This is a genomic window from Dyadobacter beijingensis DSM 21582 (genome assembly GCF_000382205.1).
Taxonomy (GTDB): Bacteria; Bacteroidota; Bacteroidia; order Cytophagales; family Spirosomataceae; genus Dyadobacter; species Dyadobacter beijingensis.
Genome location: NZ_KB907791.1, coordinates 116,987 through 135,919, shown reverse-complemented (window position 1 = coordinate 135,919; position 18,933 = coordinate 116,987). Strand labels below are relative to the sequence as shown.

General features: G+C 54.6%; 17 protein-coding genes. 15 read left to right on the top strand and 2 right to left on the bottom strand.

The genetic code is table 11. The annotated features are described in order from the left end of the window. Positions 1-11: 11 nt before the first annotated feature. The 9 genes from H144_RS0126855 (at position 12) to H144_RS0126815 (ending at position 12,042) form a co-directional block, all read left to right on the top strand. Positions 12-1,625 carry a RagB/SusD family nutrient uptake outer membrane protein gene (locus H144_RS0126855; protein ID WP_019945214.1) on the top strand — a complete coding sequence of 538 codons (1,614 nt, stop codon included), beginning with the start codon at positions 12-14 and terminating at the stop codon, positions 1,623-1,625. A gap of 3 nt (positions 1,626-1,628) precedes the next feature. Beyond that, a complete protein-coding gene (locus tag H144_RS0126850) occupies positions 1,629-2,732 on the top strand; it encodes a glycoside hydrolase family protein (RefSeq protein ID WP_019945213.1) in 1,104 nt (367 codons plus the stop codon). Positions 2,733-2,831: 99 nt separating this feature from the next. After that, positions 2,832-4,838, top strand: a complete 2,007-nt coding sequence (locus H144_RS0126845; RefSeq protein WP_019945212.1) for a beta-L-arabinofuranosidase domain-containing protein — start codon at positions 2,832-2,834, stop codon at positions 4,836-4,838. A gap of 41 nt (positions 4,839-4,879) precedes the next feature. Further along, positions 4,880-6,853 (top strand): glycoside hydrolase family 127 protein, encoded by a 1,974-nt coding sequence (locus H144_RS0126840; RefSeq protein WP_019945211.1) that lies wholly within the window; start codon positions 4,880-4,882, stop codon positions 6,851-6,853. 97 nt (positions 6,854-6,950) lie between these two features. After that, complete coding sequence (locus H144_RS0126835; protein ID WP_033403335.1) at positions 6,951-7,544, top strand: Crp/Fnr family transcriptional regulator; 594 nt, start codon at positions 6,951-6,953, stop codon at positions 7,542-7,544. 112 nt (positions 7,545-7,656) lie between these two features. After that, positions 7,657-8,514, top strand: a complete 858-nt coding sequence (locus H144_RS0126830; RefSeq protein WP_019945209.1) for an SDR family oxidoreductase — start codon at positions 7,657-7,659, stop codon at positions 8,512-8,514. Between the two features lie 100 nt (positions 8,515-8,614). Beyond that, complete coding sequence (locus H144_RS0126825; protein ID WP_019945208.1) at positions 8,615-9,004, top strand: YybH family protein; 390 nt, start codon at positions 8,615-8,617, stop codon at positions 9,002-9,004. A gap of 36 nt (positions 9,005-9,040) precedes the next feature. After that, positions 9,041-10,972 carry a hypothetical protein gene (locus tag H144_RS0126820; protein WP_019945207.1) on the top strand — a complete coding sequence of 644 codons (1,932 nt, stop codon included), beginning with the start codon at positions 9,041-9,043 and terminating at the stop codon, positions 10,970-10,972. A 23-nt stretch (positions 10,973-10,995) separates the two neighbouring features. Then, the gene (locus H144_RS0126815) at positions 10,996-12,042 is read left to right on the top strand and encodes a ferritin-like domain-containing protein (RefSeq protein WP_019945206.1); all 1,047 of its coding nucleotides are present in this window, start codon (positions 10,996-10,998) and stop codon (positions 12,040-12,042) included. 72 nt (positions 12,043-12,114) lie between these two features. Here H144_RS0126815 and H144_RS0126810 read toward each other — a convergent pair whose 3' ends face one another. Then, positions 12,115-13,041 carry a VOC family protein gene (locus H144_RS0126810; protein ID WP_157505190.1) on the bottom strand — a complete coding sequence of 309 codons (927 nt, stop codon included), beginning with the start codon at positions 13,039-13,041 and terminating at the stop codon, positions 12,115-12,117. Positions 13,042-13,215: 174 nt separating this feature from the next. On the opposite strand from H144_RS0126810, the gene H144_RS0126805 reads away from it, so the two are divergent. The 3 genes from H144_RS0126805 to H144_RS0126795 all read left to right on the top strand — a co-directional run bounded on the left by H144_RS0126805 (position 13,216) and on the right by H144_RS0126795 (position 16,496). Then, positions 13,216-15,426, top strand: a complete 2,211-nt coding sequence (locus H144_RS0126805; RefSeq protein WP_019945204.1) for a VWD domain-containing protein — start codon at positions 13,216-13,218, stop codon at positions 15,424-15,426. A gap of 36 nt (positions 15,427-15,462) precedes the next feature. After that, complete coding sequence (locus H144_RS0126800; protein ID WP_019945203.1) at positions 15,463-15,864, top strand: DUF3574 domain-containing protein; 402 nt, start codon at positions 15,463-15,465, stop codon at positions 15,862-15,864. 116 nt (positions 15,865-15,980) lie between these two features. After that, a complete protein-coding gene (locus H144_RS0126795) occupies positions 15,981-16,496 on the top strand; it encodes a hypothetical protein (RefSeq protein ID WP_019945202.1) in 516 nt (171 codons plus the stop codon). Positions 16,497-16,498: 2 nt separating this feature from the next. Here H144_RS0126795 and H144_RS0126790 read toward each other — a convergent pair whose 3' ends face one another. After that, the gene (locus H144_RS0126790; protein ID WP_019945201.1) at positions 16,499-17,362 is read right to left on the bottom strand and encodes a glycosyltransferase family 2 protein; all 864 of its coding nucleotides are present in this window, start codon (positions 17,360-17,362) and stop codon (positions 16,499-16,501) included. A gap of 366 nt (positions 17,363-17,728) precedes the next feature. On the opposite strand from H144_RS0126790, the gene H144_RS0126780 reads away from it, so the two are divergent. The 3 genes from H144_RS0126780 to H144_RS0126775 are packed head-to-tail and all read left to right on the top strand — an operon-like array spanning position 17,729 to position 18,929. After that, complete coding sequence (locus tag H144_RS0126780; RefSeq protein WP_019945199.1) at positions 17,729-18,097, top strand: hypothetical protein; 369 nt, start codon at positions 17,729-17,731, stop codon at positions 18,095-18,097. Positions 18,098-18,148: 51 nt separating this feature from the next. Beyond that, entirely contained in the window at positions 18,149-18,325 is a 177-nt protein-coding gene (locus H144_RS34450; protein WP_157505189.1) for a hypothetical protein, read from the top strand. Between the two features lie 4 nt (positions 18,326-18,329). Beyond that, positions 18,330-18,929 (top strand): Crp/Fnr family transcriptional regulator, encoded by a 600-nt coding sequence (locus H144_RS0126775; RefSeq protein ID WP_019945198.1) that lies wholly within the window; start codon positions 18,330-18,332, stop codon positions 18,927-18,929. Positions 18,930-18,933 lie beyond the last annotated feature (4 nt).

The following is an 18,933-nucleotide window of genomic DNA, read 5'->3' as shown; positions in this document are numbered from 1 at the left end:
AGCCTATTCCAATGAAACCATTGAAAACATATATCGGTACCGCCTTCCTGCTCGCGATCGCCGCGAGCTCCTGCAACAACGACCTCACCGAACAAATCTACTCCGAAGTAACGGAGGACACTTATAACTATTCCAATGCCTACCAGGCCATGAGCATCGCCTACGCGAACATGCGCAACCTGATCTCGCACACGCACTGGTACATGGCGCAGGAGTCTACCGCAGACGGCATTGTGATGCCCGCCAACGCCTCGGGCTGGGACGATGGGGGCATTTACAAGCGCATGCACCTGCATACCTGGAACTCGGAAAACCCGCAGATCAACAGCATGTGGAATACCTTCTATTCCGGTGCGATCAATGCCAACCGGCTCATCGACCAGCTTTCGAACGACAAAATCACGATTCCCGCAGGCGTAACGAAAGAATCGCTGATTTCCGAAATGCGCACGGTACGCGCGTTCTTTTACTGGATGCTCTGCGACAATTTCGGCGATGTGCCCCTTATTTCCTCCCGCTCGGAAGACCTGCTCGAAAAAACGGGCCGGAAGGAGATTTACCAGTTCATCGTGAAGGAACTGACCGAATCCATCCCGAACCTGAGCGAAGAGAAAAACACGCTGCTCTACGCCCGTTTCAACAAATGGGCGGCCAAAACACTGCTGGCGAACGTATACCTCAACGCCGGGGTCTATGCCGGCGAAACGAAATGGGAAGAATGCCTCGCGCAGTGCAACGACGTGATCGCGTCGGGCAAATACCAGTTAGAAAACAGCCTGTCGGCGCCTTTTGTAACGGAGAACCAAAATTCGCCCGAGATCGTGTTTGCTATCCCATTTGAAGAAAACCTGGCCGGCGGGTTCAGCGCGCACATGTTTTCATGGCACGCCTCGCTGAAAAACAAGGTGAATATGCTCGCCACGCCCTGGGGCGCAGGCTCGGCGAAGGGAGTTCCGCAGTTTATCAATACCTACGACGCCGACGACCAGCGCCTGAAAGCGACCTGGATGATCGGGCCGCAGTTTGCCGCCGACGGCGTAACGCCCCTGAAAGGCTCCTACGACCAGGCCGGCAAGAACGTGGTGCTCAACAACGAGCTGCCCGACGGCCTCTATACCGGCGAGACCGAAGGTTACCGGATGAACAAATTCGAGGTAAAAACGCAGGCGCAGGGCAGCCTGGGCAACGATTTCCCGGTGTTCCGCTACGCCCAGGTGCTGATGATGAAAGCCGAATGCCTCCTGCGCACGGGCAAGGCCAACGACGCCGCCACGGTGGTGTCGCAGGTGCGCGCACGGGCATTCACGGCGAAGCCGGCCAAAGCGGTCGTTACCGGCGCCGATTTGCAGAAAAGCAGCAGCTATCAATACGGTTATGTCGAAAATTACAAGGTCGTAGACCCCGGTAACAACAGCGCCGTCCAGTACGGCCGCATGCTCGACGAGCTGGGCTGGGAATTTGCCTGGGAAGGCTTCCGCCGCCGCGATATGATCCGTTTCGGAGTGTATACGACCAAAAGCTGGCTGTCGCACAAGCCCGCGGGCAATTTCAGGGCGGTGTTCCCCATCCCGCAGATCGCCATTAATTCGAATCCCAAACTCCAACAAAACCCGGATTACCAGTAACATATGAAGCAAACGCTGATCGGATGTATATTGTTTTTTGCCGCCGGCTTTGGCCTGGCAGGCAGCGCGGCGGCCCAATCGGGCGGAGCCGTGCCCCGCAGCCAGGCCAGAGTCCCGCAGCAGGTGATGCAAAAGATTTTTGAAGAAGTAAAAACTCCCTACAAATACGGTGTGGTGATCCCCCAGCCCGACAGCAGCCGGATGGTGGACAGCCCGACGGTGTTCCGCCAGAACGGGCAATGGTACATGACCTACATTATCTTCGATGGCAAGGGCTACGAAACCTGGCTCGCGAAAAGCGACAATCTCCTGCAATGGACACAGCTCGGCAGGATCATGTCGTTCACCGAAAATACCTGGGACGCCACGCAGAAAGCCGGATATGTAGCCCTGATAGATACCGAATGGGGAGGTAGTTACGAGGTAGAAAAATTTGAAAACAAATACTGGCTATCCTACCTCGGCGGTTCCGAAAGTGGCTACGAAGCCGGCCGGCTGGGCATCGGCATGGCGTCGTCGGTCGATTTATCGAAACCGGCGGAAGTAACCCGGCTGCCGAAACCCGTCCTATCGGCCATTGATCACGACGCCCGCCCGTACGACGACGAGACGATCTACAAAAGCCTCGTGATCCGCGATAAGGCCCGACAAACCGGTCATCGGTTTGTGATGTATTACAATGCGAAGGGCAAAAAGAAGGACACCAGCGGCAACGGCTTCGAAAGCATCGCCCTGGCCGTATCCGACGACATGAAGCAATGGAAGCGCGTAGGCGGCAAGCCATTGATCACCCGGAATACCGGCATTTGCGGCGACGCGCAGATCGCCAAAATCGGCGATGTGTACGTGATGTTCTACTTCGGCGCATTCTGGAAACCAGGCGCTTTCGAACGGTTCGCCTGCTCGTACGACCTCGTAAACTGGACCGACTGGACCGGCCAGGACCTGATCGCCCCCACCGAGCCCTACGACAAAACCTACGCCCACAAGCCCTGGGTAGTGAAATGGAACGGCGTGGTATACCATTTTTACAATGCCGTAGGCGAAAACGGCCGCGTCATCGCCCTGGCCACCTCCAAAGATTTGAGCAGCAAAAACAAGCCCTGAAGAAATCTGACTATGGACCGACGACCATGGACCGCCGACCGACGATTTCTGGATTCAACGTCCTGACCACACCTGACAATACCCAACTAAAACCGACCCATGAAAAAACTCCTGTTCGCCTTGCTCATCAGCATCCCGGCAACCGCCCAACCGGCCAGAGAAGCCACTTACATCCCGTCCAAATCTCCGCTCAGAAGTAACCCGTACAGTGAGCTGCCATTGGGCGCCATCAAGCCGCAAGGCTGGCTGAAAGAAATGCTCGTAAGGCAGAAAACCGGCTCTACCGGCAAGCTAGACGAGCTGTATCCATTGGTCATGGGCAAAAGAAACGGCTGGCTCGGCGGCGACGGCGACCAGTGGGAACGGGGCCCTTACTGGATCGACGGCCTGCTCCCGCTCGCCTACATCCTCGACGACAAGGAACTCATCGCCAAAACCAAACCCTGGATTGAATGGGCCATCGCCAGCCAGCAACCCGACGGCTATTTCGGCCCGTCGAAGGACTATGGCCAGGAACCCGGTGTGCAGCGCGACAATAGCCGCGACTGGTGGCCTAAAATGGTGATGCTCAAAATTTTAAAACAATACTACTCCGCCACGGGCGACCAGCGGGTCGTTACGTTAATGACCAACTATTTCAGATACCAGCTGAAAGAACTCCCCTCGAAACCGCTCGATAACTGGACGTTCTGGGCCCGGTACCGCGGCGCGGACAACCTGATGGTCGTGTATTGGCTCTACAACATAACCGGCGACAAATTCCTGCTCGACCTGGGTAACCTCATTCACCGGCAGACGTTCGATTACACGAATGCATTCCTGAATACGGACCTGCTCTCGACCCGCGGAAGCATCCACTGCGTGAACCTCGCCCAGGGCATTAAGGCGCCGCTGATCTACTTCCAGCATCATCCCGAACAGCAATACCTGGATGCGACGAAAAAAGGCTTCGCGGACATCCGCAAGTTCAACGGCCTGGCGCACGGCCTGTATGGCGGCGACGAGGCATTGCACGGCAACGACCCTACCCAGGGCTCGGAGCTTTGTTCGGCCGTGGAAATGATGTTTTCGCTCGAAAGCATCCTCGAAATTACCGGGGATGTAGGCTATGCCGATATGCTCGAAAAAGTGGCATTCAATGCACTACCCACCCAACATTCCGACGATTTTATGACGCGCCAGTACTTCCAGCAGGCCAACCAGGTGATGATGACCCGCCACCACCGCAATTTTGACGTGAACCACGGCGGCACCGACGTGTGCATGGGCCTGCTCACGGGCTATCCCTGCTGCACTTCGAACATGCACCAGGGCTGGCCGAAGTTCGTACAAAACCTCTGGTACGCCACCGCCGACAAGGGCATCGCCGCATTGGCCTACTCCGCCAGCGAGGCGACAGTCAAGCTACCCGGCGGCGTGAATGTGGCCGTGAAAGAAGAGACTTCCTATCCGTTTGAAGAAACCATTAAATTCACGGTGACCCCCTCGGCCAAAGCCATTTTCCCCTTTCATTTGCGGATTCCGGCCTGGTGTAAAAAAGGTATGGTGAAGGTCAATGGCAAAGTATGGCTCGAACCGGATGGTAACCAGATCGTGAAGCTGACCCGCGAGTGGGAAAAAGGCGACGTGGTGGAGCTGACATTGCCGATGCACATTTTCAAAAATACCTGGGTTGAAAACTCCATTTCCGTAGAACGCGGGCCGCTTACCTATGCCCTGAAAGTGGGGGAAACATCCAAATTGGTCAAAAACGATAAGGACCCTATCGACTACGGCACGAGCTATACCGAAGTACGCCCGACGACGCCCTGGAACTACGGCCTGATATCGACGCCCGACGCCAGACTGGAAGAGCAATACAAATGGGAAGCCGCGAAACCGGTATCGAATTATCCGTGGAACCCGGAAAATGCACCATTGCAGATCAAAACCAAAGCCCGCCGCATCCCGTCGTGGGGCTTGTACAACGAAATGGCCGGGCCGATCCCGTATAGCATGACGTACCAGCTGGAAACCGATGACAAGGAAGAGGATATTGTACTGATCCCGTACGGCTGTACCAATTTGCGGATTTCGCAGTTTCCATTGGTACATCGTAAAAAGTAAGGCCGGGGAAATGAGTAATTTGAATTAACCAAAATCTTGAAATGCATTTAAGCCTCAAAATATACACGACCGCCGCGCTCGCATGGTGCCTGCAAGCGACGCCATTCCGGGCAGAAGCCCAGCAGCGCATTCAGCCCGTGCGCTTTTCCGAAGTGACCATTACGGACCATTTCTGGAAACCCAAACAGGAAAAAGTGGCTACTGCGACACTAAACGCGTGCATTGTCCAGACCGAAGAGAAATCCGGCCGCATCCGCAACTTCGAAAAAGCCGCCCGCAAGCAGGGTGAAAAGCACGAAGGCATTTATTATGACGACAGCGACGTGTACAAAGCCATCGAGGCTATGGCTTACTCGCTCAAAAACCGGCCCGATGCCGCATTGGAAAAGAAAGCCGACGAGTGGATTGACAAGATCGCCGCCGCGCAGCTCCCGGACGGTTATCTGAACACCTACTACACGCTCACCGACCTGAAACAGCGCTGGACCGACATGGAAAAACATGAGGATTATTGTGCGGGGCATTTGATGGAGGCAGCCGTGGCCTATTACAATACTACCGGCAAGCGCAAGCTGCTCGACGTAGCTACCCGCTTCGCCGACCACATCGATTCCACCTTCCGTATCGCCAACCGGCCGTGGGTATCGGGCCACCAGGAAATAGAGCTGGCATTGATGAAATTATACCATCAAACCAAGGAAGACCGCTACCTGAAACTGGCCGACTGGTTCCTCGAACAGCGGGGCCACGGTCACGGAAAAGGCGTGATCTGGGATCAATGGAAAGATCCCAAATATTGCCAGGACGACGTGCCCGTGAAGCAGCAAAAGGAAATCACCGGCCACGCCGTGCGCGCTATGTACCAGTACACGGGCGCGGCCGACGTCGCCTCCGTGACGCAGGACCCCGGCTACATGAATGCCATGACGGCCGTTTGGGAGGACGTGGTGTACCGCAATATGTACCTCACCGGCGGCATTGGCTCGTCGGGCCATAACGAGGGCTTCACCGACGACTACGACCTGCCCAACGGCAATGCATACAGCGAAACCTGCGCCTCGGTAGGCATGGTGTTCTGGAACCAGCGCATGAACGCCCTCACCGGCGACGCCAAATACATCGACGTCCTAGAACGCAGCCTCTACAACGGCGCACTCGACGGCCTGAGCCTCAGCGGCGACCGATTTTTCTACGGAAACCCGCTTTCGTCCATCGGTAACAATGCCCGCAGCGCGTGGTTCGGGACGGCTTGCTGCCCTTCCAACATTGCACGGCTGGTAGCCTCGGTGGGAGATTATATTTACGGGAAATCGGATAACAAGATCTGGGTAAACCTGTTCGTGAGCAGTAATGCGAGTTTCCGGGTGGGCAAAACGGCCGTGCCTTTGAAAATGGAGACCAACTATCCCTGGGAAGGTCATGTAAAAATCAAGGTAACCCCTTCACAGAAAGTCAAATATGCTTTGAACGTACGCATACCAGGCTGGGTGGCGGATACGCCGGTGCCCGGCGGGCTATACAACTTCACAGCCGCAGGGAATGCCAAAACAGCGATATTGCTGAACGGAAAGCCGGTGAGTTACCAGATTGAAAAAGGCTACGCCGTGATCGACCGCACGTGGCAGAACGGCGATGAAATCGAAGTGAAACTGCCGATGGAAGTACAGCAGATCAAGGCCCGCAGGGAGGTCAAAGCGGATGAAGATCGCATTGCGCTCCAGCGCGGGCCCATTGTGTATTGCGTGGAAGGTACCGACAATGCCGGCGAGGTCTGGAACCTGATCGTTCCGGCCAATCCGTCGTTCACTACCAAACCCAGCCAGGTTCTCAACGAGCAGGTCATAGCCATCGAGGCCGGCCTGCAAGTGGTAAAAGCCGCGCCGGACGGGATGAATGTAGCCATGCAACCGCAGACCGTCACGGCGATCCCCTACTACACCTGGGCCAACCGCGAGCGGAGCCCGATGCAGGTATGGCTGCCGGTGAAGATCAAAAACGTCAAACTGGCTGAATAGCGGTACTTTTATAACGCCGCACGCGGGGCATCGGAATTCCGTGACTACCTTTGCCGATGCCCTGCCCCTTCACAGGGGCACATTCCGCAAACAGCCTATGTACCAGAGTCCGCCCATCGAGCATTTCATTCGGTATTTTACGAACAAAATCACGCTATCCGACGAGGAAGCGGCGCAAATCGTGCGGGTATGCATCGTTAAAAAGCTCCGCAAACGGCAGCTGCTTTTGCAGGAAGGCGACGTGTGGCGCTACAATGCATTCGTGAGCAACGGGTTTTTGAGGACCTACTCCATTGATAATAAAGGCAATGAACATATCCTGAATTTCGCGCCGGAGAACTACTGGTCGGGCGACCGCGAGAGCCTGATGACCGGCAAGCCGTCCCGGTTCAATATCGAAGCCATCGAGGACACGGATGTGGTGCTGGTCACCAAGGAAAATTTCGACCAGCTTTGCCGCGACATTCCGCATTTCAACGACCTGATCAATCAAATCCTTCATAAAAGTTTCGTCGTGTCGCAGGACCGCATTCACGCGGGCATCAGTCTTTCGGCCGAAGAAAAATACCAGAAGTTTCTCGACCAGTACCCCCAGATCGCCAACCGCGTGCCCCAGCATATGATCGCCTCCTACATCGGCATCACGCCCGAAACGCTGACGCGCATTCGCCGGAACAATGCGGGCAAATAGCGGTTCGGGCCATTTCCATTGACATTTGTTTGTTATTTTTTCAAGCAAATATCAATGCAGACCGGCCCGCCCCGGTTGCAACTTTGCATCGTCAACTTAAAAAAACAAGACGATGAACAAGACAGTTTTTATTACCGGAACCAGTACCGGTTTTGGTAAACTTACCGCAACCACATTGGCCGCCGCAGGCCTTACCGTTATAGCAGGCATGCGCAACACCGCCGGAAAAAACAGGACGGTAGCCGACGAACTCGCAGCCATTCCGAATATCGAGGTGGTGGAAATAGACCTGACGGACGACGCCTCCGTGAAAACCGCATTCGAACAGGTACTCGCCAAACATGGCAAAATCGACGTGCTGGTGAACAATGCGGCCGTGAGCGGCTTCGGTGTGTTCGAGTCGTACAGCATCGACCGCATTCGCGAAATGTTCGAGATCAATTTTTATGGGGTAGTCAGGACTTATCAGGCGGTGTTGCCAGCCATGCGTGCTGCGCACAGCGGACTGATCATCAACATTACTTCCGGCGCCAGCGGGCATACCTTGCCGTTTATGGTCCCATACCTGGCTTCGAAATTCGGGGTGGAAAGCATTACCGAGGGCTTGCAGGACGAATTGAAACAGTTCGGCATCGATAATGTGTCGATCCAGCCCGGCGTGTACCCGACCGAGATGAACAGCGGCGTAAAAGCGGGCGTGCACGGCAATAAACCGGAAATCGCGCAGCAATACGATCCGCTGGCAACCGAGCAGTTCAACGCATTGGGCCAGGGGCTTTTCGGAAAAATGCAGACTTTCGACATGGACCCGCAAACGATCGCGGACGGCATTCTGAAACTGATTGAAACGCCCGCAGGCCAGCGCCCGCTCCGCCTGCCCCTCGACGCCATCGCACAGGGTACCGATGTGGAATTTATCAATGCCCGGGCGAGTATCAAGGCCAAATGGCTGGACAAATACATGAACTAGCGGACTCGCGACCGTTAAATAACTAATTCTACAAGATTTTCGAATTTGTAGGTAAACATGGGAATTCGGTTACTTCCTTCGGGAAACAACCTTTTTCACCATGAATCAAACAACAGACCGAGAACAGATTGAAAAACTGCGGCTCATTGTCCAGACGGCGGAGAACACCGGCGATCTGGACATGATGGCCGCCATCCTCGCCGATGACATCACGGTCATCGCACCCGGTGCCCCGGTGATTACGACCAAAGCGGGCGGCGTCGAATTCCTCCGCTCCTGGTTCGATGCATTTACGATCGAGATCTCCTACGCCTCACAGGACATCGAGATCCGCGACGACCTCGCTTACGAATGGGCCATTTACCACCAGACAACGACCGACAAGCAGACAGGCGAAAAGGCGTCGGAAACGGGCAGAATGCTGTGGATTTACAAGAAATACAACGACCAATGGCTGCAACATTTCATCATCTGGAATACCGCGGCCTGACCCTTATCTTATCCTCACAATCAATTAAAAGCCATTATGTCCTATCTACATGCCCCAAGGCTCGTATTCACGGGCGATTTCCTGTCGGACGTCAGTACGGTGAACAACGACCCGGCCCATTACAACAACACGACTTTCAAACCCAATTTCCAAGAGCCCGGCAAAGGTGCTACCAATGGCTGGTGGAACCCCGAAGGCGGAGCGGTATTTGATTTTCAGAATTGCGCCGTGAAGCAGATTTTCCTGCCCGACGGCACCACGCAGAGTGACCCTGCGGCGGACATCATCATTGGGCAGGCGATTCAGGGTGCCGACGGCCGGCCTACCGGCAAGATGGTCGACCTGGACCCGGATGCGCAGATGTATTCGGCGATCTGGTGTGTGCAGCTGCGGATTTGCGATAAAAACGGCGGCCTGCTGTTCAAAGGTGATGTCGCTACGACCAGTTTCAGGGATATTCAAATGCGGCAGCTCGACGGCGGCAAAAGCAACGGACAGCCGCTGGGTGCTACCTGGACTTCGTTGATTACCAATGTCGTTTGGGGCGACCTTGCGGAGCAATCGCCGTTCCTGAAAACGCTGCGCGCAACGACGCAGGACAACACACTGGCTATTAATATGAACCCGTTCGGGTACTATTATGCGCATAACGACGGCCGGTTTTCCCTCGGCCGCATCATGGGTTCGATAGGGCCTTACTTCGTCGGCGAACCGACCACGTTTGCGGCTACCCGTCGGTTATACGGTATCAACTATACGCCCAGCATCCAGGGCACATATTTCAGCGTTTCGAACTTCCTCGTGGAGCAGGCCGCCAAGCGTGTGAGCGTCGATTTCGGGGCGAGCTTTCCGGTTTCCGATTCTATTGGTACGATCCATTATAACCAGGACCTGCGCCTGGCCGTGAGCAAAGTGCCGCAAACGGGCGTTGCGAGCGCCAGTACGCCGGTCTCATACATTTCGCCAGATGATTTGATTGAAATAGGCACACTAGATTACCAGAACGATCCGGGCTGGCTCAACCAGACTGCGGGTATCGTTTCGTTCAGCGACCTCCCGGACGCCACGGTTTCGGCCCTGGCCAGCAACCAGTTGATCCTCATCACGCCGTCCACCGCCCAGCCGGGCCAATATGCGATCATCGCGCGCGAGGCGATTGACGGGCTGGTGATGCGGGCCGATAATTTCATCCAGCGGCTGGACGACGGCCAATCGGTGAATGTCGATTTTTATTCCTACCAATGGGGCAACGCGCTGCCGGACACGGCTATCGGCATCACCCTCGACCCGCCGACGGCCAACACGCCCGTCGGGCCGGGTAACCCGATTTCGGAGGTATACGGCAACAATTTCCCCGCCAGCGGCCTCAGTTTCGAGGGGCAGGTAACCACCGGTCCGGACGGAAAAGCCCAGGTACAGATCACCGGTAACGCGATCAACAGCCCGCGTGTGTACATCGATGGCCAGATATACTTCATCACCTACCAGGCGGGCACCGTCGACGCGGCCTTCGGGACGGAGAATGTGGTGGTGCATTTGCGCGATTACTTCGCGGAAATCGCTGATCCGGTGTGGGACGATATTTCGGAAATGATGGTCCAGTACAGCAACCTGTATCCCATTATGAGCAAATATGTGGTGAACCTCGCTGATCCGGCGGCACTGGCCGAGAAGAAGAACATCCTGATTTTCGCATTCTCGCGCGATATGAACGATACGATGCACATGCCCGTCACGCGCGACCTTTCCGGCACCAAACGGCAAACGATCCTGAACTGGCTCAACAACCCGCAGATTGCCCCGCGCCCCGCATTGCGGACGCAGGCGAAGCAGGCCGTGAACGCCAACCCGGTAGCACCCGGCACGGCGCTTACCGACCGGCAGGCGAAGTACCGTGAGGCCGTGAAGGCCAAAAACGGCTCTTTCCCCGGCTTCCGCGCGACGGAAAATTTGTTTGAAAATCTGTGATTTACGGCTAAAATATCCTCACAATGTTAAAGATAGATTCAAAATATATCCAACAGGCGCTCACGGCCAATGCGATCGAGGAGCTCTACCCGCTCGTGCAGAAGGCCATCGAACTGGAACATTCCACCATTCCGCCTTACCTGACGGCCCTATTTTCGCTCAAACCAGGCACCAACCTCGTACAGCGGCAGATCATCCATTCGATCGTGATCGAGGAAATGCTGCATATGACGATCGCCGCAAACATCCTGAATGCGCTCGGCGGCACGCCTTACATTAACAACAGCGATTTCGTGCCCGAGTACCCGGGCCCGCTTCCGATGGGCATCGGCAACGGGCTGATCGTCGGCCTGGAAAAATACTCGCCGGAAGTCGTGCATGATGTGTTCATGGAAATAGAGGAACCTGAAAATCCGATCGTTTTCAAAACCGCCATGCTCGCCACCGCATTACCGACATACAGCACGATCGGGCAGTTTTACCAGGCCATTCAGCAGAAAATAGATGAACTGGCACCGGATAACCTGCCCGGCCACAAGGATTATCAGGTGACGTCGCCATTTTTCCCGGCCGACGAGCTTTTCCCTGTTTATACCAAAACAAACGCGATCGACGCCATCAACATCATCATCGAGCAAGGCGAAGGTACCCCTACCTCCCCGCTCGACCAGGAGGACGAACTGGCGCATTACTACCGTTTTGAGGAGTTATACAAAGGTAAAAGGCTCGTTAAAGATCCATCGGCACCGAACGGCTATTCGTTTTCAGGTCCCGGCATTCCGTACACGCCGGCGGATGTATTCCCGCTTTTCCCGAATACCAAAACGAGCATGCTGCCGGCCGGCAGTGAGGAACTGAACCGCATGAACCAGTTCAACCTCAGCTATTACTCGCTGCTTTCGGGCCTGCACGATACATTCAACGGCCATCCCGAAAAGCTCAACGACACGATCGGCGTAATGTACGACCTGAAACTGACCGCCGAAAAACTCTGCGCTACGCCATTCCCCGGCAAAGCGGGCTACACGATCGGACCGTCGTTCGAGTTTGTGGACACCTCTAAATGTTGATAATGAAACCTTTGTGAAAGTAAAAACGGGGCGGAAATGTAATTTTCCGCCCCGTTCAGTTTAGCTGCACTCTCAGGCCTCGGCAAATACCTTTTCCAGTGTGGCTATATCGATTTTCTTCATCGGCATGAGTGCCTTCGTGACACGGCTGAACTGGTCCTGCGTGCCGTTCACGAACATATCTTCCAGTACCGTCGGCGAGAGCTGCCATGACACCCCGAATTTGTCCTTGATCCACCCGCATTGCTCCGACTCCGGCTCGGCCGACAATTGTCGCGTCAGCTCGTCTATTTCCTGCTGATCTTCACAGTTTACCAGTAAGGATACCGCTTCATTAAACTCAAATTTGTGCTCGTGGGCGCTATCCATAGCCACAAACCATGAATCATCGACACGGAAATCGCCGTACATGACCGTGCCGGCCTTATCGGGGCCGGGGCCTTCGGGATAGCGGTGGATATTGCCAATTTTGGAATTTTCAAAAACCGAGGTATACAAATTGATCGCCTCTTCCGCCCTGCCGCATTGCGCGCCCACGAACAGGAACGACGGGACAATGGACGGCCGCGGCTCGCCTTCCGGGTTGGTGAGGATCAGCTGCCACGAGACCCCGTATTTATCGGCAACCCAGCCATACCTTTCGCTAAATGGGTATTTATCGATCGGCATTAGTACCGATCCGCCGTCGGCCAGGGCATTCCACACCTCGTCGAGCTTCTCCCTGGCCGCCTGCGCGGGGTTATCCGACGATCCGAAAAAGAGCGGGTCGAAATTGACCATAAAGGAAATGGACGGGTTGAATTTGAAAAGCGGCCCGGCGCTGATGGCCCAGAACTTCTGGTTCCAGATCTCTAAAAGTACCAGATCGCCATCGCCGGAAGGGGTGTCTTCAAATCGCATCTTGCCCGTCATGCGCGATTCGGGAAAAACAGACGCGTAGAATTCCGCTGCTTCAACGGCCTCCTTGTCAAACCATAAATGAGGAACTACTTTTTGCATGACCATTTGATTTTAGTTGAAAACTGATGGATGCGCTGATAGCGAGTTCGCTAAGCTATAAAATTTGTTCCAGCAATCCCCGTCGTCGATTCAAACGGTCGTTCGTCTATCCGCCATTGCACGTACCGGTCGGCCGGGACAACTTCGCATTACAACATCGTCCCGCATTCCGTCATGAAATACCTGCTAACGCATCTCTCCCGCCCTGCCGCACCCGCATTTGCCCGCCGCATGGTGCTGCTGATTGCCCTGTTCGCCCTGCCGTTCGCGTGCAAGGAGAAGGAAAACACGCCCGACGCCGCAAGCAACGGGCCCGTCGGCATACGCTACCACCAGCTGATCCTGCCCTGTACCGATCCCGCGACAGGCAATAAGGGCGTTGCCATCCTCGATTTCCGGTTCGACACCTATGCCGGCGACGAGGCGGACGGCTACGGCTTTGGCAAATACATGGCATTTAATACGAAAGATCTGACCACCATCGACGCGGCAATCCAAACGGCTAATGCGGACATTGCCGCTGGCGCCGCGGAAGTCAAAAACTTCCCCACGATGACGGACTTCCTCAGTGCCCGACTCTCGAAAGTACCCGGTTTCGCTACTTCCAAAGACTTGTCGGCCGACGCCGTTTGGGGCGTGCTGGCCGGCGAGGAAACGGCTATCGCCAGCCTCCACGGTACCGAAAAGACTTTTGACTGGGACAAATTCCTGACCGACCTCCTCGCGACGCCAGCCTATGCGCAGGGCTACGTGCAGCCGGCCGAAGGCACCGATTACCATGCATCCTACTACTACCGGCCCGCTCCCTCGCCGGGCTCGCCCCTGCCAGTTTACAAAATGGTAAACCCGGTAAAGCAGGCACAAATGCCCACCAACGCCCAGCCCGAGCAGCGCAATTCGCGTGGAGAAACGCCGGCCCAGCAGGCGGCGCGCGAGGAAGCGGCACGATCGGCGGCACAGGCGGCCCGCACCAACCGCGGCCCGAGAAACCTCTCCGACGCATTCAACGGCATTTTCGAACGCCTCGGCGAAGGGCTTGGCTTGCCCGGCGGCGGCTCTACGGGCGACCCGCATTTCCGCACACACGACGGCCTGAATTACGATTTTCAAACCATCGGTGAGTTCGTCGCCGCAAAAGCATCCGGCATTGAAATACAAGGCAGGCAGGAGGATGTCGATAAAACCAACCGGGCCAGCGTCAACACGGGCGTTGCGGCAAGGCTGGGGAGCGACGAGATTTGCTTCCTCATGAAACCCGGCCTCAGCAATACGGCGAAATTGTACATTAATAAAAAAGAAACGGCGATCTCCGCGGCAGCGCAGGCGGCATTGGGTAATGGCAACAAAATCAGGCTGGAAGGCGGTCAGAAGCTCGTATTTACGAATGCAAAAAGCGAAGGCGTCAGCATTTACTGGAATGCGTTTTCCCTCGACTACATGGTCCTGCTCAGCCCCGAACGTAAAGGGCAGATGACCGGCCTGATGGGTAACTACGACGGTGATTTCAGCAACGATTTCAAACTCGCCGACGGAACGGCCGTCGATCCGCTATTCGCCAGTATCACCGGGCCTTTCGCCGACGCCTGGCGCGTGAGCGACGCTACCTCGCTGTTTATATATGAAAATGGGCGGAACACGGCCTCATTTACCGACCGTAATTTCCCGAAAACCTTCCCCGTCGTATCGCCGGAAAAGCTGGCCTGGGCGGAGGGTGTGTGCAGGACGGCGGGCGTGACACGCCAGCCCGAACTGGGGCATTGCATGTTCGATGTCGGGCTTACGGGCGACGAGCGGCTGGCGCAGTCAGCCTTGCACAGCCAGCAGGAATTCCCGGCAGGGCCCGATGTGGCAGCATTTACCAGCCTGAAAGTAGACCTGAAAGAAAGGCCGTCCGACGATCCCGAAAGCCGCATCCTGCTTGACCTCGACCGTGGGACGTTCTATACCCTCGCGCGGGGCGCAGCCGTGGCCCGCGACATCGATATCGTGTTCGATTTCTACGCGGGACCGTGGTTTGCAGGGCCGCGGGCAGTAAAAAACTGCGGCGTATCCTGCGGCGCCTACAATATCTGGCCGCGCATTGAAGCCCAGCAGTGGCCGTATTTTCAGAATACTTTTCTGAGGTATACGAGCATTCCCGCTAACCAATGGGACACGTTCACCCGTGCCGAAGACCTGCGCCGCGCCTGGACGTTCGACCAGGGCGCCGACGAAAAGACCGAGCTCACCCACCCGCTTACCGACCTCACTACCACGGCACCGCTCTCCCAATACCTCTGGTCGTTCACGACGCAGCAGGGCAAAAAAGGCCTGATACGCTTCACGCAGGCGCAAGCGGGCAAGACTTCGGCGTCATTTGTGTTCGACGTGAAAATTGAGCGGTAACTATCGTAAGTTTGGGTATCCCAACGAACCTGAACGATGATCCACCTCAACAACCTATCAGCAGGCATTATTTTCGGCTGCGTTTTTCTCACTTCCTGCGCCGGCTACCGCCGTTCCGACCTGTATTTCGGCCGCGACATTCCCGGCGGCGGCACGGTGACCGAGCAGCAATGGAAGAATTTCAGCGACAGCGTGATCAGCAATTATTTCCCCGAGGGATACACCGAATGGGATGCCAATGGCCGCTGGAGAGATACCGATACCAAAAAGACGATTACCGAACCTACGAAAGTCGTGACTTTTTTTGGCAAAATGACCCGGCAACGCAGCGCCGCGCTCGACAGCATCGCCCAGCGTTACCTGCGTCGTTTCAGCCAGCAAAGTGTGCTGCGAACGGACAGCAAATCGAATGTGAGGTTTATCAGCAAGATACAATAGCACGGCGCTTTTCAACCAGTCGGCAAAACACCCTCCGATGTGGAAATGAGTCCTTCCAGTGGCATGGTTTTTAACGCATTCAAAGTATCTGAATCCGCAATTAAAAGTTAAATACAATGAAAAAGCTCATAATAACTTCGGTTATATTAATTGGAACGGCAGGCGCTATTTTCGCCCAGAGTACGAGCAGTTCCACCGACAAATCGAAAACGACCAAAGCGACGGGTCAAGGCGTGCAAACGCCTTCTCCTAAGAACGAAAAACAGCAGGCCGACGCTGCCAAAGACCAGCAGCAAGCAAAAAGCGGCCAGACAGATGCACCGGCCGACAAACCCAATCCAACCGATCAGGTTGCCCGTAAAAGCGCTGAAAATGACGGCAGCAACCGGCCCGGCGGCGCTACCCACGAAAATGCGAATTACGTAGGAAGCTATTCCGACAAAGCGGACGACAAGTCCATGCTGTTTTCGAGTGAAGCGATTTCCATTCGCCGGAAAAACATGACAGAACCGGATACCGAGGTTAAAAGCGGGAGCGGCTCGTCGGAAAGAAATACTAAAAACCACACAGGAACAACCGGTAATTACCGGAACCTGGCCACGCAAACCAGCCGGATCCCATCCAGCGAATAGGGCTATTTCGCGACGCCCCGCGGTTGGCTATTTTCCAGCCTTTTTAAAATATCAAGAATAGTTGTGTCCACGACCGCGTTTGCATCGCGGTCGTGGTTATGAAATTCTTCCAGTTTCCTTTTACGTTTGGTATCGGCATTACCTCTCGCTACTTTCTGATGGTATTCTTGGAAAGAGCGGCAATAATAATGATTGAGCTGAATGAAATCGACGCTCGGATCGGCGGTCGCGTGCGGGATAGGCATAAAATGTTCGTTCACACAGAAAAAGCCCTGTTTGTAATAAAAGCAATGGGCCATATCCGCGGCGCGGACGTGCTGCGGCTGGACGATACTCTTAATATGTCTGTTGGGTAAGAAATCAACTTCCGCCCGTTTTGTGAAGTTTTCGAGCTGGCTGCCTGCCGGTTTCCGTTGGTGGTTATTAGAGCCGAAAATGAGCCATGAAACGCCCAATCCGCCGTAATTTTCATATTTCTCCAATAACTTTGGTAAATGGACGTCATCGGTTTTCGGGACAATAAACTCATCCATATCGATGAAAGCAATCCAACGCGCGCGCTTTCCGAACCGATCGATGCAATGCTGGTAAGCCTTCACCTGTTTCCTTTTTCCCGGCATTTCAATCACCGTCGCAAAAGAATTGAAACCTAATGTATTAACTGTTTCCTCTACCGGAATTTCACTGCCATTATCGTAAATAAAGAAATGTTCAACCCCAATTTTACGATGGTATTCCAGCCATTCCCGCAGGTAATCATTTTCGTTTTTTACGATGCAGCAAACCGCTAAATAGTACTCAGGTTCAGCGGGTTGACCGACATTCGCCCCTTTTAATGTTGAAATCAGATTTTTAATTGAAAACATGGCAGGCGTAACTGGCATTCTGTAAACCGTTCAAATTTAGGATTTATTCAGCGGAATATTCAAGCCCGCCTTGACGATATCCAATGCGATACTGGTTTTGAAATTCTTAACATGATTATTTCCAAAAATTTCCACTTTCTCCGCCTCCATTTTCACCTCCGCAACGATCGTGATCGGACCGCCGTATACATGGCCATAAATTCAAAAAGTCACTACGCCCGATGAACCTGATCGCCATCGGTATTGCCATGTTCGGCACATTTCTCCCAAAGAAATGGTGCAAGATTTTGTGGGAAGGCGAACGTCTATCCATCCAAAATCACCAACTTTACGCAAGGCGTATGCCATACCGAACGGTCTGGCCAGGTGTACCGATATGAAACCTATGCATACGACGTCCAGGGCGACGTGATCGCGATGGTTGCCTACGAGCGGGAGGCCAAATCGGAAAGGTTCCTCGTCGTGGCCGACTATGCGTATTTTTATGACAAGCTGATCAACCCATTCTACGGCCATCCGGGCATTTTCGATTTCATGCTCTATTTCGGTTCGGCGACGGCCAACAACCCTGCCGTCTTTTCGAAACACAATATCATCCGCCGCGTCTCCAAAGGCTTCGGCGTCGACGCCAACTACTCCTACACCGATACCAAATACCCCCTCATCGCCACCAGCATCCCCTGGGAGGATACGTATCTTGACGCGCTTTGGTTTGAGTATTTGAATTGCAGGTAAAATTGAAAATCAAAAAAATATCGCTAAACGTGTACACAAAAATGTACACCCATGAGAATCATAACAGCAAGGGAATTTCGCGGCAAACACAAAGACCTACTATTCCTGCACAAGTCCTGCATTACGACGATAAATAATGCCAGGGTACCGTCCCAACCATCCGCGGGCAGCATTTCGCTGATCACCGGCTGCTGCTTGCGCGGGGGCGCGGCATTTGATTATCTTTGAATTGATGCATACGAAATTTGAACAATACCTGGCCAGCCAGACTTCCCTGCCCGACGAAACGATCCGGCATGTGAGCGGTTTGGCGACGTTTCGCGGGCTTCGGAGGAACGAGGCCGTATTGAGTGCGGGAGAAATTTGCCGGCATAAGATATTTATTGTCAACGGCTTGCTGCGTACTTTCCATATCAAATCCGATGGAAATGAGCATATCCTGCAATTTTCACCGGAACAGACCTGGACGCTCGATGTCGAGAGTTACGACAGGCAGGTGCCGTCGCTGGTGAACATCACGGCGGTGGAGCAGAGCGAGGTAATGCTCTGGCGCAAAGCGGATTTCGATACCCTGCTGCGCGAGATTCCCGAATTGAAAAGGTTTTCCGAACGCCTCATTTCCGGCAATATTTACAATAGCCGTAACCGCATTCTCACAATCCTGAGCGGCACGCCCGAAGAGCGGTACGCCGATTTCGTTGTGCAATTTCCCGACTATATGTCGCGGTTGCCATTGCGGATGGTCGCTGCATACCTGGGCATTTCGCTCAAAACACTCACGCGCATCCGGCACGCGCAGCTGCAACGCGAGGCCGGAATTATGGTCAAATGACCTT

What these genes read in the sequence shown, in the direction of transcription:
- H144_RS0126790 (WP_019945201.1), bottom strand. Translation starts at nt 17,362, where the DNA reads ATGTTTTCAATTAAAAATCTGATTTCAACATTAAAAGGGGCGAATGTC.
- H144_RS0126835 (WP_033403335.1), top strand. Translation starts at nt 6,951, where the DNA reads ATGTACCAGAGTCCGCCCATCGAGCATTTCATTCGGTATTTTACGAAC.
- H144_RS0126805 (WP_019945204.1), top strand. Translation starts at nt 13,216, where the DNA reads ATGAAATACCTGCTAACGCATCTCTCCCGCCCTGCCGCACCCGCATTT.
- H144_RS0126800 (WP_019945203.1), top strand. Translation starts at nt 15,463, where the DNA reads ATGATCCACCTCAACAACCTATCAGCAGGCATTATTTTCGGCTGCGTT.
- H144_RS0126815 (WP_019945206.1), top strand. Translation starts at nt 10,996, where the DNA reads ATGTTAAAGATAGATTCAAAATATATCCAACAGGCGCTCACGGCCAAT.
- H144_RS0126830 (WP_019945209.1), top strand. Translation starts at nt 7,657, where the DNA reads ATGAACAAGACAGTTTTTATTACCGGAACCAGTACCGGTTTTGGTAAA.
- H144_RS0126840 (WP_019945211.1), top strand. Translation starts at nt 4,880, where the DNA reads ATGCATTTAAGCCTCAAAATATACACGACCGCCGCGCTCGCATGGTGC.
- H144_RS34450 (WP_157505189.1), top strand. Translation starts at nt 18,149, where the DNA reads ATGAGAATCATAACAGCAAGGGAATTTCGCGGCAAACACAAAGACCTA.
- H144_RS0126845 (WP_019945212.1), top strand. Translation starts at nt 2,832, where the DNA reads ATGAAAAAACTCCTGTTCGCCTTGCTCATCAGCATCCCGGCAACCGCC.
- H144_RS0126820 (WP_019945207.1), top strand. Translation starts at nt 9,041, where the DNA reads ATGTCCTATCTACATGCCCCAAGGCTCGTATTCACGGGCGATTTCCTG.
- H144_RS0126810 (WP_157505190.1), bottom strand. Translation starts at nt 13,041, where the DNA reads ATGCAAAAAGTAGTTCCTCATTTATGGTTTGACAAGGAGGCCGTTGAA.
- H144_RS0126795 (WP_019945202.1), top strand. Translation starts at nt 15,981, where the DNA reads ATGAAAAAGCTCATAATAACTTCGGTTATATTAATTGGAACGGCAGGC.
- H144_RS0126775 (WP_019945198.1), top strand. Translation starts at nt 18,330, where the DNA reads ATGCATACGAAATTTGAACAATACCTGGCCAGCCAGACTTCCCTGCCC.
- H144_RS0126850 (WP_019945213.1), top strand. Translation starts at nt 1,629, where the DNA reads ATGAAGCAAACGCTGATCGGATGTATATTGTTTTTTGCCGCCGGCTTT.
- H144_RS0126855 (WP_019945214.1), top strand. Translation starts at nt 12, where the DNA reads ATGAAACCATTGAAAACATATATCGGTACCGCCTTCCTGCTCGCGATC.
- H144_RS0126825 (WP_019945208.1), top strand. Translation starts at nt 8,615, where the DNA reads ATGAATCAAACAACAGACCGAGAACAGATTGAAAAACTGCGGCTCATT.